The organism is Shewanella kaireitica (assembly GCF_023284045.1).
Classification (GTDB): domain Bacteria; phylum Pseudomonadota; class Gammaproteobacteria; order Enterobacterales; family Shewanellaceae; genus Shewanella; species Shewanella kaireitica.
This window is the reverse complement of record NZ_JAKIKQ010000003.1, coordinates 278,192-294,870: the sequence shown is the minus strand read 5'-3', so window position 1 is coordinate 294,870 and position 16,679 is coordinate 278,192. Positions and strand designations below refer to the sequence as shown.

At 44.0% G+C, this 16,679-nt stretch carries 11 protein-coding genes; 4 read left to right on the top strand and 7 right to left on the bottom strand.

Going from position 1 to position 16,679, the window contains the following annotated elements; translation table 11 throughout:
* Positions 1 to 17 precede the first annotated feature (17 nt).
* The 3 genes from L2730_RS06240 to L2730_RS06230 form a co-directional block, all read right to left on the bottom strand.
* Positions 18 to 2,255 carry an acyl-CoA dehydrogenase gene (locus tag L2730_RS06240; protein WP_248973800.1) on the bottom strand — a complete coding sequence of 746 codons (2,238 nt, stop codon included), beginning with the start codon at positions 2,253 to 2,255 and terminating at the stop codon, positions 18 to 20.
* A 359-nt stretch (positions 2,256 to 2,614) separates the two neighbouring features.
* Entirely contained in the window at positions 2,615 to 3,070 is a 456-nt protein-coding gene (locus L2730_RS06235) for an OsmC family protein (RefSeq protein ID WP_248973799.1), read from the bottom strand.
* Positions 3,071 to 3,160: 90 nt separating this feature from the next.
* A complete protein-coding gene (locus tag L2730_RS06230; protein WP_248973798.1) occupies positions 3,161 to 4,054 on the bottom strand; it encodes an AraC family transcriptional regulator in 894 nt (297 codons plus the stop codon).
* 170 nt (positions 4,055 to 4,224) lie between these two features.
* On the opposite strand from L2730_RS06230, the gene L2730_RS06225 reads away from it, so the two are divergent.
* Entirely contained in the window at positions 4,225 to 4,605 is a 381-nt protein-coding gene (locus L2730_RS06225; protein ID WP_248973797.1) for a hypothetical protein, read from the top strand.
* Positions 4,606 to 4,738: 133 nt separating this feature from the next.
* Here the strand turns inward: L2730_RS06225 and L2730_RS06220 are convergent, their stop codons facing one another.
* The 4 genes from L2730_RS06220 to L2730_RS06205 form a co-directional block, all read right to left on the bottom strand.
* The gene (locus tag L2730_RS06220) at positions 4,739 to 5,218 is read right to left on the bottom strand and encodes a hypothetical protein (RefSeq protein WP_248973796.1); all 480 of its coding nucleotides are present in this window, start codon (positions 5,216 to 5,218) and stop codon (positions 4,739 to 4,741) included.
* A gap of 484 nt (positions 5,219 to 5,702) precedes the next feature.
* On the bottom strand, positions 5,703 to 6,035 hold the full coding sequence (locus tag L2730_RS06215; protein WP_248973795.1) for a DUF3325 domain-containing protein: 333 nt from the start codon (positions 6,033 to 6,035) through the stop codon (positions 5,703 to 5,705).
* 5 nt (positions 6,036 to 6,040) lie between these two features.
* Positions 6,041 to 7,675 (bottom strand): PepSY-associated TM helix domain-containing protein, encoded by a 1,635-nt coding sequence (locus L2730_RS06210; RefSeq protein WP_248973794.1) that lies wholly within the window; start codon positions 7,673 to 7,675, stop codon positions 6,041 to 6,043.
* 2 nt (positions 7,676 to 7,677) lie between these two features.
* Positions 7,678 to 7,977: a hypothetical protein gene (locus L2730_RS06205; RefSeq protein ID WP_248973793.1), complete on the bottom strand. Its 300-nt coding sequence runs from the start codon at positions 7,975 to 7,977 to the stop codon at positions 7,678 to 7,680.
* A 404-nt stretch (positions 7,978 to 8,381) separates the two neighbouring features.
* Here L2730_RS06205 and L2730_RS06200 point away from each other — a divergent pair, with 404 nt between their 5' ends.
* From L2730_RS06200 to hpf, 3 genes are all read left to right on the top strand, one after another.
* Positions 8,382 to 11,318 (top strand): TonB-dependent receptor, encoded by a 2,937-nt coding sequence (locus L2730_RS06200; RefSeq protein WP_248973792.1) that lies wholly within the window; start codon positions 8,382 to 8,384, stop codon positions 11,316 to 11,318.
* Between the two features lie 105 nt (positions 11,319 to 11,423).
* Positions 11,424 to 15,758 carry an alpha-1,6-glucosidase domain-containing protein gene (locus tag L2730_RS06195; protein ID WP_248973791.1) on the top strand — a complete coding sequence of 1,445 codons (4,335 nt, stop codon included), beginning with the start codon at positions 11,424 to 11,426 and terminating at the stop codon, positions 15,756 to 15,758.
* A gap of 368 nt (positions 15,759 to 16,126) precedes the next feature.
* Entirely contained in the window at positions 16,127 to 16,483 is a 357-nt protein-coding gene (gene hpf / locus L2730_RS06190) for a ribosome hibernation-promoting factor, HPF/YfiA family (protein ID WP_248973790.1), read from the top strand.
* Positions 16,484 to 16,679: the final 196 nt, after the last annotated feature.

Here is a 16,679-nt window from a genome sequence, read left to right as displayed (position 1 = left end):
CTTTTTTAAAAAGAGGTTTAGTTAGCGATTTTTAGGTCAGCTTTATCAGTGATGAGGTTCATATCAAAATCGAATTCATCGACCCGGATAGCACGCTCACGCTTCAGATTATAATCTTGCAGCAATTGATGTTCGCTTTCGTTAATGACTTTAGCTTCAAGTGCAGCATCTAAGGTAAGCGAGAATCTAACACCGGGCTTAAAGGTGCGGGATCTTATTGCTTTCTTTACCTTAGCAAGCAGTGGTAAACATTCCATCTTAGCCAGGTATGCTTGCTCGTTGATGTAGTTACCGTCGCCAGCCACTGGCTTAACAAGATGGGTTAGGTGCTTTTTAAACTCAGTGTTTAGCTGGGCTTGCTCGGCTAACTCCCGTACTAAGTCATCGTTAATCTTAGTCATCTTAGGTGAGTAAGTGACCGTGATTAAACGCATGAATTTACGTGTTGCTGAAGATGGGAAGTTATCTAAGAAGTCCAATAACGCTTTTTCTGCTTGGCAAAGTGACCAGCGAGTCGCGTAATGGAAGTAAGGCGCTGCTTCTGCTCTTTCGCTAGCGGATAGTTTTTGCTCATAGTAACGAATCGATGCCATTGCTGCGTATAGGTAGCTCATTACATCACCAAGACGTGCCGATAGCATCTCAGCTTGCTTCAACTTGCCGCCTAGCACGAGTAGTGAAAAATCGGCATAGACTGCTAACTTAGACGCTAACTTATGAACCGATTGCTCATAAGGTTTCACTTCTGTAAGCGTTGAACTTGCCGCTGCGGTAAAAGGCAGTAACCCAAGCTTAAAGGCACGTAAGCTGTTACCCACACTGTAGCTTATGGTTTTGCGCAAAATGCCGTTGAACACTCTATCTGCTTGCTTTTCGTTAGAGTGAATAGACTCAACCATATTTTGCAAGTACGGATGACAACGCATCACGCCTTGGCCAAAAATCATCAGGTTACGGGTGAGAATATTCGCCCCTTCCACTGTAATAGCAATTGGTTGGGCAACATAGCCTGAGGCTAACGTGTTTTGAGGGCCATTTTGAATCGCTTTACCGGCTTGAATGTCCATTGCAGAGTCAAGAATGTCACGACCCAGTTCTGTCATATGGTATTTGGCAATTGCGGTCACAACAGACGGCTTTAAGCCAAGGCCCAAGCCCTCAGTGGTCAGTACTCGCATCGCTTCTTGCAAATAAGTCTTTCCTGCAATGTCAGCAAGTTTTTCTTGAATACCTTCAAACTTACCAATTGATAGACCGAACTGCTCACGTACTGCCGCATATTCAGCAGAAGACTTAAATGAACATTGGCTAACTGACACACCTAGAGCTGGCAGTGAAATACCGCGACCTGCACCTAGACATGCGACTAGCATTGCCCAGCCACGACCGATATTTTTCTGGCCGCCGATAATAAAGTCCATTGGTATGAATACATTTTCGCCGCGAGTGGTACCGTTATAAAAACGAATGCCCATTGGGTCATGACGATTACCTAGCTCAACACCTGGATGTGCTCTTGGGATTAAGGCACAAGTGATGCCTAAGTTCTCTTTACCGCCAAGCAGGCCATTTGGATCTTCAACCTTAAAGGCAAGACCAAGTACACTCGCAATAGGAGCAAGAGTGATATAACGCTTATCCCAAGTCACGCTTAAACCTAAGACCTGCTCACCTTGATATTCGCCCATTGTCACGGTGCCAATATCAGGAATTCCGCCAGCATCTGAACCCGCTTCAGGGCTAGTTAAAGCAAAACAAGGGATCTCTTGACCGTTTGCTAAACGCGGTAACCAGTAATCTTGTTGAGCTGAAGTACCGTAATGCATCAGTAACTCACCCGGACCGAGTGAATTAGGCACCATAACAGTTACTGCTACTGCAGAGCTTTTTGCTGCGATAGTCGCAACAATGGTGGAGTTGGCATAAGGGCTAAATTCTAAGCCGCCAAATGACTTTGGAATGATAAGAGAGAAGAATTTGTTTTCTTTAAGGAAGTTAAGAATGTTCTCTGGAAGATGTTTACTGCGCTGAATTTCAAAATCATCAACCATCTCAATCAATGTCTGAACTGGACCGTCGAGGAAGGCTTGTTCGTCCGCAGACAAGGTTGCTACAGGAATATCGCGCAGGGCGGCAAAGTCAGGCACACCTTGGTAAATTGAACCTTCTAACCACACATCGCCAGCGTCGAGTGCTTCTTGCTCAGTAGTAGAAATGCTCGGTAATACTTTTTTTAGTTTAGTTCTAATGCTCATTTTCGATGCTCGTCCGACCAGAAGTATGGTTCACATTACGTCACAAAATGAGCGATAGATCAAATTTTCAAACGATAAATTTAAACGCTTGTTTGGATTTTTGTGTGGCGATGAATATTAACTATAAAAATTTCATAAGCTTACGCGTGTACTCTGAAATTAAATTATTTTTTAGGCTTTTGAATTAACTAGCGAAAAGTCGCATTTTTTATGCGAATAGAATCGAACTAATGATGATAATTGCTAAATTAGGCTTTCTGACTGCAAGTGTTTTTCGCTTGAATAGGAGAGGTTGAATCAGTGCAATACAAGCTAACTTCTCTGGAGGAAATTAGCTTACAGCAGGGCTATTCACTTAGCTATTTAGTCAGGATCTCAACAACGGTATCTGGATTAAGGCTATTGGCAATAAAGCAGTTTGCGTGAGATTTTTCATGAATTTTAGCGATCACATCTTCACTCACGTCAACATCTTCGGCAAAGATGATTTGCGGCTTTAAAGTGATTCTATTGACGAACAGCTTACCTTGCTCATTTTTACCAAGCTCAGCTTCTGCATGGTCATGATAGCTGACAACGGCCAGGCGTTTCAGGTGAGCGATGGTTAAAAATGTTAACATATGGCAGGATGATAACGCAGCTAATAAGCTCTCTTCTGGATTAACAAAGGCACTGTTTCCGCTATATTCTGGCGCTGATGACGCGTTAACTTGTTGGCCGCTGCCATAAACAATACTGTGATCGCGACAAAAATCAGCGGGCTCTGTAGCCGGTGTTGCAGGTGCTATCCAGCTAATATCTATATTAAAACTCATGTTGTTTACTCGCTGCCAAAAGAGTGAAAGTAACCTCTTGTTTATCGTGGGTCAACTTAACGACGGCTAAGCTGAATGTAATTAATAGCGCTAAGCTATTGTATTGTTTTTGCGACTGCTGCCAGGCCCATAACCAAAGTAGCGTTTAAAGGCTTTCGCAAAAGAGACATCAGTTTGATAACCAACATCGAGCGCTGTTTTATAAACACTGTCGCCTGCGCGTAGCTGTTTTTGTGCTTGCGATAAACGTAGACGAGTCAGATACTCAAGCGGGGTCATTTCAAGGTAGGATTTAAAATAACTCGCAAAGCTTGCCCGCGAATAACCTCCTATTTCGGCCATCGTATTTACGGTCCAAGAGTGAGCTAAGTCGGTATTGATTGCATGCAGTACCTTATTCATTTTTGGATCTTGTAACGCTTTGAATAGACCAATACTGGTCTGCTCATCTAAGGATAGTTTTCTTATTAGATTTAAGAAAAAGACTTCACTTAACCGCGATAAAATCACCTCGTTGGCCAGTATTCCCAGCTTTGCTTCTTCAATAAGGCTTTGGACTATGCCAGCAAGTGCGCCTTGCTGCTGATGTTTATGGATCACCATACATGTTGGCAACTGACAAATAAGCGGGTGGCTTTTGTCTTCGCTAAAATCAAAGTAACCGCATATCAAACCTGTTTGATTAGCTGACTCGAGAGCCATTGGGTAGGCGATAAAGCTATCGATGCTAGCAGCTGTTTTTGCATCATCACTGCTGCTGATTATGTGGGGCGCATCATGGGGGAAAACCACTAAGTCACCAGCGGTTAATTCTAGGGCTTTAATATCATCACAATATAGATACGCTTGACCTTGACTAACTAAGTGGAAGCTTGCCAGTCCACTGCCGGAGGTATCAGTACTCCAAGTATTGCAAAGTAAGGAGCGGTGAAAAATCGTCGCGTTAAGGTGGAAACCTGCAAGTAAACTGTTGATATCAGTCATTGATAACCATTTTCTGTTATAAGTTAAATTCTAAAAAGTACGTATTAAGACGGCTTATTTAATAAGATTAGACGATCAGGCATAAAGCGCAGACCCTCAGGCATACTCTCTTTTTCTCTAGCTCGCTATTCTGGTGTTGTTAGTTCAAACACATCATTAAGGAATAGAAAATGAAAAAGTTCATCACTCAAATAATGCTAATGACAGCACTGATGTTTAGCTTTGCAGCGTCAGCAGCAATCCCTACTCAAAATGCCGACGGTGTGGTAGAAATTTACTTAGAGCAACACGGTGGCTATTTCAGCGCCAAAGATACACTAGCGTCATTAAAACCAGGTAAGTACCAGTTCATTATTACTAATAAAGCTGGCAAGTTAGTTGGTTTCCAGCTGCAAAACTTTACCACTCATGAAGCGTTAGATATGTTTCCAATTGAACCTGGTAAAACACTTCGAAGCGATATTGTTGAAGTGACAGCAGAAGGCGTTCGTTTTAGATGCCCGATCAACCCAACACCATGGTATGACATGGATGTGATTAAGGCTGGGTAAATCAGCATCATCCATTAAGCTGTTCGCGTCAGATCTCAACAGACCGAGTAACGAAGAAATTAATTTCTAATTGGATTGTATTGGGATAAAAAAGCCGCAATAGCGGCTTTCTTTATTGATAGGGGAGATATGCTTAGCTATAGACATTGATAGTTTGAGTTGTTTCAACGTAGGTTTGCATGACCGCTTGCTGTTGTTGATGTGCTTTGTTGTTAACTACAGCTTCTCGAGCATCATCATTATTAGATAAGTAATAAGCTGATACTGGCGTTAGGCTACTGTTTCCAGTGCCTACGACAGCGATATCGGCATAAAGCTGGTACTGTGCCTTAGCTTTTTTGTAGTCAACATAATCCTCTACCTTCTCGCCTTCATTAGGCAACTTGGGCTCTACAGGTAAAATTTCTGCTTCATTGGTTGAGGTGACTGTTGCTGCTGAACTGTCTTTTGCGGCCAAAGTCATAGCATTGGCTGAAAGGGTGACTGTATCCGGCTGCGCGGCTTGGGAGAGGGAGTGACTAGAGCTTGGCAGAGCGTTTTGTTGCGCACTTTTTTCAGGGTTTTGAGCCGAAGACTGAGTAACAGTTTGGGTAAGGGGCTGTGATACTTGCATATAACCTCAGTCATCTAAAAATAATTTATTAGTCAGTATTTTAAGTGATTGAAACTGAATGTGAACTGAATCAATGGCGAACAGGTATTTTTACTAGATTTTTGTGAGCTCAGTTTAGGGGCTGTTGATCTTTCACGGTTGTTTTAGCCAAGAAGCGCGATCCTTCGGATTCGTTTCAATGCTTTTATTCTTTAATGACTAGCATGCGTTACGAACTTTTCGCTTATCCAGCTAAGCAGCATCGCTCAAGCCTTGTACTAAAATAACTATTGCTTACGGTAAGTAATCGAACAAAAACTAAGCTCGAAAGAACGACAACCCTCAGTGTTTACCGCTTAAAGCTAAGGTGTCTGAGAGGGAGGCATAAGACAGATGCAGGTGGTGGGTATAGTCCCTTGTTAACAAGTATGCCCAGCGAGAATACTTGCTGGGCATGTCAGAATAATCCTAGACCTATAGTGTCAACTTTAAGGACCGTGGCAGCTTATTGTGATGGGGGAATTAAAAGCAGTATCGAACTGACTATTGCACTTAATCCCATAGCATACGGCATAAATTTAGCCCGGTAGCTTAAAGTTATCACCACCAGCAATCCCGCAACGGCTAATAGGCCAAAATAGATGATGCTGCCGTAGGCAAAACCTTGCAGCAACGTGCAGCCCCAGTAGGTTAACGCTAGTCCAAACCAACCCGCAGTTGATAACACTCTACAGCGCTTTTCACTCGGGGCGTAGCCTAAGACTTCTCTATGATGAGAGAACATTGCCAGCGCCAATAGACCAAATGCGATGTAACTGAATCCTAATAAGCTCACCATAGCCGTTATGCCTCTTTATTCATTGCAGTTCTGCCTAGAGGTAGATCTGCTCTTGAAGCATCATGCTGTCGTATTGCAGGCTGCTTGTGGCGTTGAGAAAGCTTGCTACGAGCATACAATAGGCTTAATCCGATTATGCTGCAGATGATGTCAAATCCTGCTAGTGACCATTGTCCTTGGCTCATATTAGTGAGCAGATTGCTATCTGAGGTTAAGGCATTGAGCAGCGGAATGGCGATTAAGCTCAGCCCCGATAGCGCTAATACTACGCGCCAAACTGACAACGTACGCTTGAAGCAAGCGATAACACCAAGAATCGCCAGCACCAAGAAAAAGCTATTGGCTTCCCATTGGGCGCGATTAACCATATCAAGGGGGAGTAATCGATTAGCATAGAAAAACGCACTCGCCGCCAGTGGTAAACCGGCGATAAAGGTGAGGTTTAACCCTTCAACTAACCGCAGCCCAAATGTGGCTTTATTGCCTTGCTTTAACTGTTTTTGTTGCTTTTGGCGAATTTTATTAGCCCACAGCAGTGTGCCGGTGGCAATCATGGCGCAGCCCATGATCCCTGAGATAAAGAAAAGTAACCGTAAAGCTGGACCCGAAAAACGACCGGTGTGCAGGGCGATTAAGGTGTCGTGGGTGTTTTGCGCACCAGAATCAGGCTCTACGCCGCTGTTGAGCAATTTGCCATCTACAGCATCAAACACAATGGCGGTTCTTCTGTCAGTCACGGTTTCGCCGGTATCTTTGTAAACATTAACTCTGCTGTTTCGGTCTCCAGGGTTGTTAATGACTACCTGCCTAATGGGCAAGTTTCCGAGAATTCCCTGGAGCTGAGGCAGTAAAGAGGTTAGTTGCACCATGTCTGCTGTTTCGCCAATTGGTTTAACCTGTACTCGACTTGGTCTTAACTCTTTACGAAAGGCTTGTGAGTCGCCATCGTATGCTGTGATTACTGCCCAAGGCATATACATCACCATTAAGGTCACTAGACCCGTATAGGTGATCATCAAATGGTAGGGTAGAGCAAGCACTGAGCTTACATTGTGAGCATCAAGCCACGAGCGACTGCCTTTGTTGCGTCTAAAGCTAAAGAAATCTTTAAAAATGCGCTTGTGAATCACAATACCGCTGATTAAAGCAATCAACATAAACATGGTACAGAAACCGACAATCCAGCGAGCAATTTTGGCTGGCATATAGTGCAGGTCAAAATGCAATCGATAGAAAAAATTACCGCCCTTGGTTTGGCGAACATCGGTGATAAGTTGCTCTTGATCCTTTTGCACGACATGCTCAATAAATTGACCACGTCGTTGACCCGCTTCCGGCTGCGTTTGCCAGCTATAGCTTAGATAGGGTTTGCGGTCTGTAGGAAAACTAATACGCCAATCTCGAGCGCCCTCTGCATGTTGAGATAGGTATTGCTGAGCCTTGTCTAATTCAGGCTCGATGAGGCTCGCATCATAACTTTGGATAACATTTTTATGCAGTTCAGGTTTAGTCCAAAGACTAATATCGTGCCGATAGTAGCTCAATGTTCCGGCAAAGAAAATCAATAGCAATACCCAACAGACAAGTAAACCAACCCAAGTGTGCAGCCAAGTCATGCTGCGAAAAAAGTTCTCTTTCATGGTTAGTTTATCAACCTAATCAACAGATAAAAAATACTGCTCAAACTGAGCAGATCTCGCCAAGCAACAAAATGATTCCTTACGCTGAACACCCAGATAATGGCTGTGGCATAAATTGAAAATGACAGCATCATTGCAGTCAAGGTGCTTTGAGCGGGGGCAAGAGGAATCACAATGGCTAGCAGACCCGACCCTGTCGCGGCCACTAGATAACCGGCAAATATAGCGGCAAGTAATCGAGAAACAATATTAAACGCTTGAGAGTCAATCAAAGGCTTAACATTAGAGTTTAGTGAGAACAAAGTGAATGCATCCGTATATTAGACGTAAATTTTGTGCGTCTAAATGTATAAATTGGAGCAACATTTTACATCATTAAATGTTATTGAGAACTGTTTTTATTCGCGTTTGCGTGTAAATGTTTGAATCCTGCGATGTATGTCGCAAAAAATGGCTTCTCACCAAAATTTGTGCATGAAGACACTTGGGCTGGTTGAACGTTTAATTTCATTTATTCAAAGACTTAAGTTGTTTTGCTTTTTGCTTGTTGTTATCTAAATGTTATGAATACGTATGCAGCGTGTTGTGGTTAAAATTCAACCTTGGCTAGTATGGCTGTTAAAAATAAGCCTAATGTCAGCTTAGTCTGAGTCGTATATGTAGACATTGGGTCACTAAAAAAGTCGCAAGGCGAAGGGGAAAACCAATGTCACACTTTAAACCCAGTGTTCTAACATTAGCGCTAGCTGCTGCAGGGTTGGGAGGCGCTTTTTTTGTTCAGCCTCTACAAGCAGCAGAAGATAACAAAACCAGCGATACGGTTGTGGCTGCAGAAGTCAGCAAACCTGCAGCTGAAAATAAAAATGATGCGGATGAGCCAGAAATTGAACGCATTGAGGTGACGGGGTATAGCCGCAGTCTTATCGACTCACTTAACCAAAAGCGTTATGGCGATACGGTATCTGAGCAGTTAAGTAGTGATGATTTAGGCTCGCTCCCTGATGTTTCTATGGCGGATGCCTTGACGCGTCTACCCGGTATATCAGCGGTACGTACTGGCGGACAAGCTGCAGAAATTAATATTCGTGGTATGTCGGGCGGGTTTGTATTTTCAACACTAAATGGCCGTGAGCAGGTCTCAACCAGTGGCAGTCGCAGCATTGAGTTTGACCAATACCCTTCAGAGCTCATTACATCAGCAGCCGTTTACAAATCACCTAAAGCTTCGTTAATTGAAGGCGGCGTTGCAGGTACCGTCGAGCTTGCCACCGCTAGCCCATTGGCTATTGATAAGCAGCACAGCTTTGTTGCTAACGTGCGCGGCATGTACAACGATCGCGCCAGCGAGGTTTATGGCGCTGAGGACTATGGTCACCGCCTGAGTTTTTCTTATCAAGGCAAGTATTTTGACGACACCTTAGGTGTCGCATTGGGTTATGCCCGCTTAGAGCAGCCAAGTGTAGCAACACAATTTATAGGTTTGGCTTATAACGATCTTAAGGATGTTGATGGACTTGCTGATGATAGCAATGGCCCTGAAGGCACTGATTCCGCTAAAGAGTACATAAGTGAAGGCTTTGAAGTGCAGCATTTAGGCGGTGTTGAGACCCGAAATGGCTATATGGGCGCAATAGAGTGGGCGCCTAACGATACGTTTACCCTGAAAGCTGACGCCTTTGTGTCACGTTTTGATAGCGAAGCATTTGCTCGAGGTTACCGAGTCAAATTGGGGGGGCCGAACGCAGCGGTTGCTAATCCAGTGCTGGATGGTAATGCAGTCATCGGTGGTAATTTTAACCGCACGTCACAAAGCTATACTCGCGTTGAAATCGTCAACGATGATAACCAAGATTATGATGAAGTTGACAGCTTTGGCATTAACGGAACCTGGCAGGCTACCGACAGTTTGAGTGTTTCCGCCGATGTGTCTTACTCTGCGGCAAAAAGTGATTTTAGAAATGGTTTGTTGTGGGCTAATGTCGCAGAAGATGCAACATTAGGCACGCCAATTTTCGATGAAAATGTAGCGATTAATTACCAGTTAAACGGTTTAGATCTGCCTAACGTTGGCTTTAATCAGGCTGAAGCTTTTTCCGATATTGATAAGGTGATGGTCAGCAAATACGGTATTTATCCTTTTGTAAATGAGGATGAAGTTAAAGCCTATCGATTAGATTTTAAATATGAGTTAGATAACGACTACATTGCTTCAATTGAGTTTGGCGCTCGCTACTCAGACAGAACCTACTCCAACGATCGTTCTGTGTTTGAATACGGTAATGATGGCGCGTTTTCAGCAACTGAGCCGCCATTACGGTTAACTGATGACATGACCACAGTGGTCGACTGGGAGGGAGACTTTAACTACTTCCCGTCGTATTTAGCGATTGACCTAGATAAGGCGCTTGCTGCTTGGTTCCCAGATGGTACGCCACAACCGGTGCAAACTTGGGGCAATGCCGATGGGGTTGATGATGCTAAAGGCTATACCAGCAACTACTCATGGTCGGTATTGCAAAGTGGCGAAGTGTACGAAAAAATCTTAGCTGCTTATGTAATGGTTAATTTTGACATGGAGCTTGGCGATCTACCTATTACCGGTAACTTAGGCTTGCGTCGTGTTGACACAGACCAGTCAGCGACCCTACTAGAGAACGTGAAAGGCGACCCTAGCTTAGGTGCTCAATATATTGTTGACGGTGTTGGTATTGTTAACAACTACTATGCGCCGACCATTAAAGGCATTGAATACACTGATTACCTGCCATCACTGAACCTTAATTTTAAGGTGACGGATGACTCTCAAATCCGTTTCGCTGCAGCGAAAGTAATGTCTCGTCCACCAATCAACCGCCTAGCGGGTGATGCTAGTGCTAATGTGAGCGATGATGGTGTGATCAATGGTTCGAGTGAAAACAATCCATTTCTCAAGCCGTTCTATGCCGATCAGTATGATATCTCTTATGAGTATTACCTACCAGATGGCGCGATTGTCGCAGCATTGTTCTATAAAGATATCGACTCATTCATTGAAAAGTTAGCCATCGACAATTTTGACTTTGCCGGTAACGGTTTTAACGTGCCTGATAGCATTGAAGATCCGGTTAGTGGTGAGCAGATTGAAACCACAAATGGCATTTACACCACAGCGGTAAACAACAATAAAGGCGGTTATATACGTGGTCTTGAGCTGGCATATACCCAAGTCTTTACTGCGTTACCTGATGGCCTCAATGGTCTTGGGTTGAACTTAAGCTACTCCTACACTGAAAGTGAAGTTGAAACGACCACAACGCTTGGCGGCGATGAGCAAACGCAATCGCTGCCGGGCTTATCAAACAATGTAGCCAGTGCAACGCTGTTCTACTCCTATGAAGGCTTTGAAACCCGTGTGAGTGCGCGCTATCGAGATGAGTTCGTTTCTGAACAAGTTGCAATTAACAATCAGGTCGTCAATTTCGCCGCAGAAACCGTGGTTGATTACCAAGCCTCATATCAAGTCAATGACGCAATAGGCGTGCTATTTCAAGTGAATAACCTCACCGACGAACCCACCAAAAGTTACTTTGGCAATGAAAGCCAAACCGGCACATTACAGTACTTTGGCCGGGAGTTTTATCTGGGGATGACCTTCACGCTGTAGTGACATTTGTAAAAAATTCAATCCAGGCAAGTCGTTGCATCAATCAGAAATAAAAAGACGCGGCTTGCTTAAATCAACGATTAAATAATTTAGGAGAAATCACTCATGTCGAGGATCTCTAATAATATATCTCTTTTAGCGCTGACTATCAGTGCGTTGAGTTTAGCGGGTTGTGGCGGAGATTCGTCAGAACCAGGTAGCGTGTTGCTTACTTGTAATGTACCTATGGTACCCGACACCGCTGGTACCAGTTGTGTCGCGCCTGAACCCATTAGTTGCCCAGCTCCAACGGTTCCTGATGAAAACAATGAGCAGTGCATTGTTGGCGCTGATCCAACTTTACCCGCGCCTGTATTCACCCCTGCCGCCAATCAAGCCGTGGTGTATTACAACAATGTGCAAGACGCTGACAACAGCCCAAGTGACCCAACTTATGATGGTTACCGGTTGCACACTTGGAACAATGATACGTGTGATGCCTATGCAGCACCGTTCGATAGCTCCGATTGGGCTAATGGTCATCAGTTTGATGGTATCGATCCTAACTACGGTGCTTACTGGATAGTGAACTTGAAAGAGGGTTATAGCGATTGCGGTAATTTCATTATTCACATTGGCACAGAAGGTTCGGGCAAGGCGCTTGGTGATGGCGATTTAAGTATGCCGTTGATGCAAGATGATGAAACATTTGTGCGAATGAACTTTACCCTGCACGGCGAACCGTCGGTTTTTGAATATCCGATATTAAGCTTAGGCGTGCAGCCGTTATCGATAACAGGCATGAGTGCACACTGGCTTGATGCTGACACACTCATTTGGAATCAAGATGATGCCGATATCAGTAACTTTAAGCTGCATTACTCTCTGAATGCAGATATTAGCGTTGAAGCGGAACCCGACCGGATCCTCAATAGTGAAACTGTTGCCTTAACCGCTGTTGAACTTAGCGATGCGCAGAAAGCACTGATCCCGCATATGGCTGACTGGAAAGCTTACAGCACCAATCTAACCGCTGATGAAGCTAAAGCGATTGTCAAAGCACAATTGGTTGTCGCTGCCCATAACGGCGATGACGTGCCAGTGGCTGCGACCTTTGTGCAGGCTGCTAAGGTGCTAGATGCACTTTACACGGTAGGAGAAAGCGATGCCGATGAAGCTAAACTTGGGCTAGATTATAGTGATGGTAGCGTAACCGCTTCTGTGTGGGCGCCAACGGCTCAAGCGCTAAAACTTAATATCTACAACGCTGATAAGAGCTTAAATCGTAGCGAAGAGATGAGCTTTGATACGATGACTGGGATTTGGTCATTCAAAGGCGATATGAGCCTAGATAGGCTGTTTTATCGCTTTGAAGTGACGGTTTACCACCCTTTAACTAAACAGTTAGAGACCGTTGAAGCAACCGACCCATACTCGCTTAATGTGTCAACCAATGGGCGTTACAGCCAATTTGTTAATCTAAGCGATGATGATTTAAAGCCTGAAGGTTGGGACGACCATAGCGTAGCCACTATTAATAACCCTGAAGATGCGGTGATCTATGAAGGCCATGTACGCGATTTTAGTATTCGTGATGAAAGTACCTCTAAAGCGAACCGCGGTAAGTATTTAGCTTTTACTGAAGAGGGTACAGCGCCTGTTGAACATCTTAAAAAGCTGGTGGCGAATGGTTTAACCCACTTCCACATGCTACCTGTAACTGATATCGCTAGTATTAACGAAGACAGTGCAGAGCGTATAGAGTTAACTGATACCTTGGGGATGTTGTGTGACAAAATTGATAATGCAGCAGATGCCTGTAGCACTCAAAATAAAGCCGCAACCATTGAGACAGTATTAGCTGACAGCCTACCAGGCTCAGCTGATGCACAGGCGATTGTAGAAGCCATGCGCGGCCTAGATGGTTTTAATTGGGGTTACGATCCACATCACTTTATCGCGCCAGAAGGCAGTTATGCCAGTTCAAGTGAGGGCACTGCGCGAGTACTAGAGCTCAGAGCGATGAACAAAGCTCTGCATGATATGGGGTTAAGGGTGGTGCTTGATGTGGTTTATAACCATACCAGCTCATCGGGACTTTGGGACAACTCAGTGCTCGACAAACTCGTACCAGGTTATTACCACCGTTATAACGAAGAGTCGGGTGTTATTGAGCGTTCAACTTGTTGTGAAAATACCGCGACCGAACACCGTATGATGGATAAATTTGTCAGTGACTCTATGGTGATTTTAGCTAAAGAGTACGGCTTTGACAGCTTTAGATTTGACGTGATGGGGCACATGCCTAAGCAGAGCATTCTCCATGCTCGCACTGCTGTACAAGCGGTTGATGCTGATAATTACTTCTATGGCGAAGGCTGGAACTTTGGCGAAGTCGCCGATAATCGATTATTTGAGCAAGCCACACAGGCCAATATGGCGGGCAGTGAAGTGGGCACCTTTAATGACCGCATTCGTGAGAGTGTTCGCGGCGGTAACCTGTTTAAACTCGAAGCATCGGATGACGCGCTGCGTGACCAAGATACCTTACGTCTATCGATGGCCGGTAATCTTAAAAACTACATCCTTAAAGATTTTAATGGCAATTCGGCAAAAGGCAGTAGCTTTAGCTGGAATAACCAACCAACGGCTTACACTTTAGATCCTGCTGACAGTATTAATTATGTCTCTAAACATGATAACGAAACTCTGTGGGATAACCTGCAATATAAAAATCCAATTGGAATGACATTAGATGAGCGTGTGCGGGTGCAGAATATCGCCGCGACATTGCCGTTACTCAGTCAAGGGATCCCATTCTTACAAATGGGTGGAGACCTACTAAGATCGAAATCAATGGACAGAAATAGTTATGACTCAGGAGACTGGTTTAACTGGGTTGATTTCACTAAAAATAGCCATAACTGGAACGTTGGTTTACCTCGAAAACAGGATAATGAAGCTAAGTGGCAGGAGATTGCTGGGATCTCGGCCAATCCTAATGCAGCTGCTTCAATGTCTGAAATTGAGATGGCTTCTAATGTCTTTAACGAGTTCCTAAATATTCGTAGTCAGAGCCCGTTATTTAGACTGACAACTGAAGCAGAGATCATAGAGCGTGTCGGTTTCCATAACGTCGGTAAGCGTCAAACTCAAGGTGTGATTGTGATGAGTATTGATGATGGCGCTGACTTAGTTGATATAGACCCTGCTATCGATGCGTTGGTCGTGATGGTGAATGCTAGTGCCAATGAGGTCAGCCACACTATACCTACAGCAACTGGGTTTGAGCTCCACCCAACTTTAATGTCGTCGGTTGATTCTACTGTAACTGGGGCTAGTTTTAGCGCTGGAGAGGGGGAAGGTAGCTTTACTGTACCAGCTTATACCAGTGCCGTTTTTGTTAAAGCTCAGGGCGATGCTCAAGGTTTTGGTTTAGCAGCCAATGCAACCGTTGGCGCACCAGATGTGGTGCCTTTTGGCAGCACTGAAGTCTTTGTGCGTGGTGGCATGAACGATTGGAGCGAATCGGACAAGTTAACCTACATTGGCGATGGTGAGTACCGCATCGCGATTACTTTAGCGGCTGGCGATTATGAGTTTAAAGTTGCTTCGGCTGATTGGAGCAGCGTAGATTTTGGTGGGTTATCTGCTGAAGAGGCGCAAGTTGAAGAGGGGGTTGATGAGCCATTAACTCGCTCTGGTGCAAACCTGCATTTTACCGCAGCTACCGATGCAACTTATGTGTTCTCGTTTAATGCAGCTGATAAAGAGGCACCTATCCTTAAGGTCTACAATGAAGAGCCTTTTGTTGGTACAGAAGTGTTTGTTCGCGGTGCCATGAATGGTTGGGGCACAGACGATACGTTAACCTACATGGGCGCAGGTGTTTATCGCGCTGATATTTCATTAGCAGCAGGTAACCATGAGTTTAAGGTGGCATCAGATGATTGGTCTACAGTGGACTATGGTTCTGGAGAATCAGACGCAGCAGTTTCCATTGAGGTAGCAGAGTTGCTGGCTGTTAGCGGCGCCAACATGACCTTTGAAGCTGTGGAAGCGACGACCTATGCGTTTATATTTGATGCATCAAATAGAGACGAGATCACCCTTACGGTGTATAAAGCTGAGATGTTTGCTGGTCATACAGTTTACATTCGTGGTGGCATGAATGGCTGGGGTGAGGTCGATGCCTTTAGCTATCAAGGCATGTCTACCTATACTGTCGATATCGCGCTAGAGGTAGGTGATAATGAATTTAAGATTGCCACCGGCGATTGGTCTACGGTTGATTTAGGAGCGGCGGCTGAGCAGGAGAATGTATCGCTTAATATCGGACAAGTTTTAGCCTCAAAAGGCGCTAATATGCATCTGAATATTACCGATGCTGGGACTTATAAATTTACCGTAACAGGACCCGATCCAAAGGCTCCAATATTTAGTGTCAGTAAGGTAAATTAGCGCTAAGTGTTTGATGTGAAAAAAAGCACTCATTTATTTTAAATTTATTTGTCAAAAGCGTGATAAAAACCCAGCTAAAGCTGGTTTTTTTGTCTAAATTAGTAGGAGGCAATTTTGATTAAGAGTGTATGGTTTATTTCTCGTTAGTCAGTAATTGTCCAATTCGCATATGTTTTAACCATAGTAAAATGACAAATTTATTAAAAACTGAAAATATTATTTTTTTGACTTTACTGATAGGCTCTGGGCTGCAGCGATTAGTGACAATTTTTGAGCAATAATTTGCGTAAATTTTTATTAATAAAGCTTGTAATTTAGCGCGCTAACCCCAAATGTATTAGAAGAAGTCATTGTAAAAAGGAAAACCTATGAAAATAAATCTTTCTGGTCACCACGTTGATGTAACTGATGTTGTTAAGCAGCATGTCCAAGAGAAGTTTTCGAAGATAGAGAGTCATTTTCCAACCCTGATCGCACTTGATATTATCATTGCTAAAGAGCATGGCGAATTCCAGGTTGAAATTAGAACCAATTATGAGGGAAGTCGAATTTCATCGTCAGGTACAGATCCAGTTATGTACCCAGCGATAACCAGCGCAGCTAAAAAACTCGATGCGGCACTAAAGCATCGTAAAGGCCAACTAAAGGCTGATCTTCATTCAAAGCCAGTGGTTACTACTCCAGAAATTGCCCATGAAAAAGTTCAAGAGATGAACTTAAGCTAATAGAGGCGTTTTAATAAGATCGCCCCGCGCTAATGAGTTAGCCCGGGGCTTTTTTATGCTTATACCAATTGCATTAAGTATTTGGCCAGCTCAGAACCCCTCAGTCCTTTCAATACAAAGCACATTGGTAAATTAATGGTTATACCAATTGCGTTAAGTATTTGAGCAGTTCAGACCCCTCAGTCTTCTCAATTAA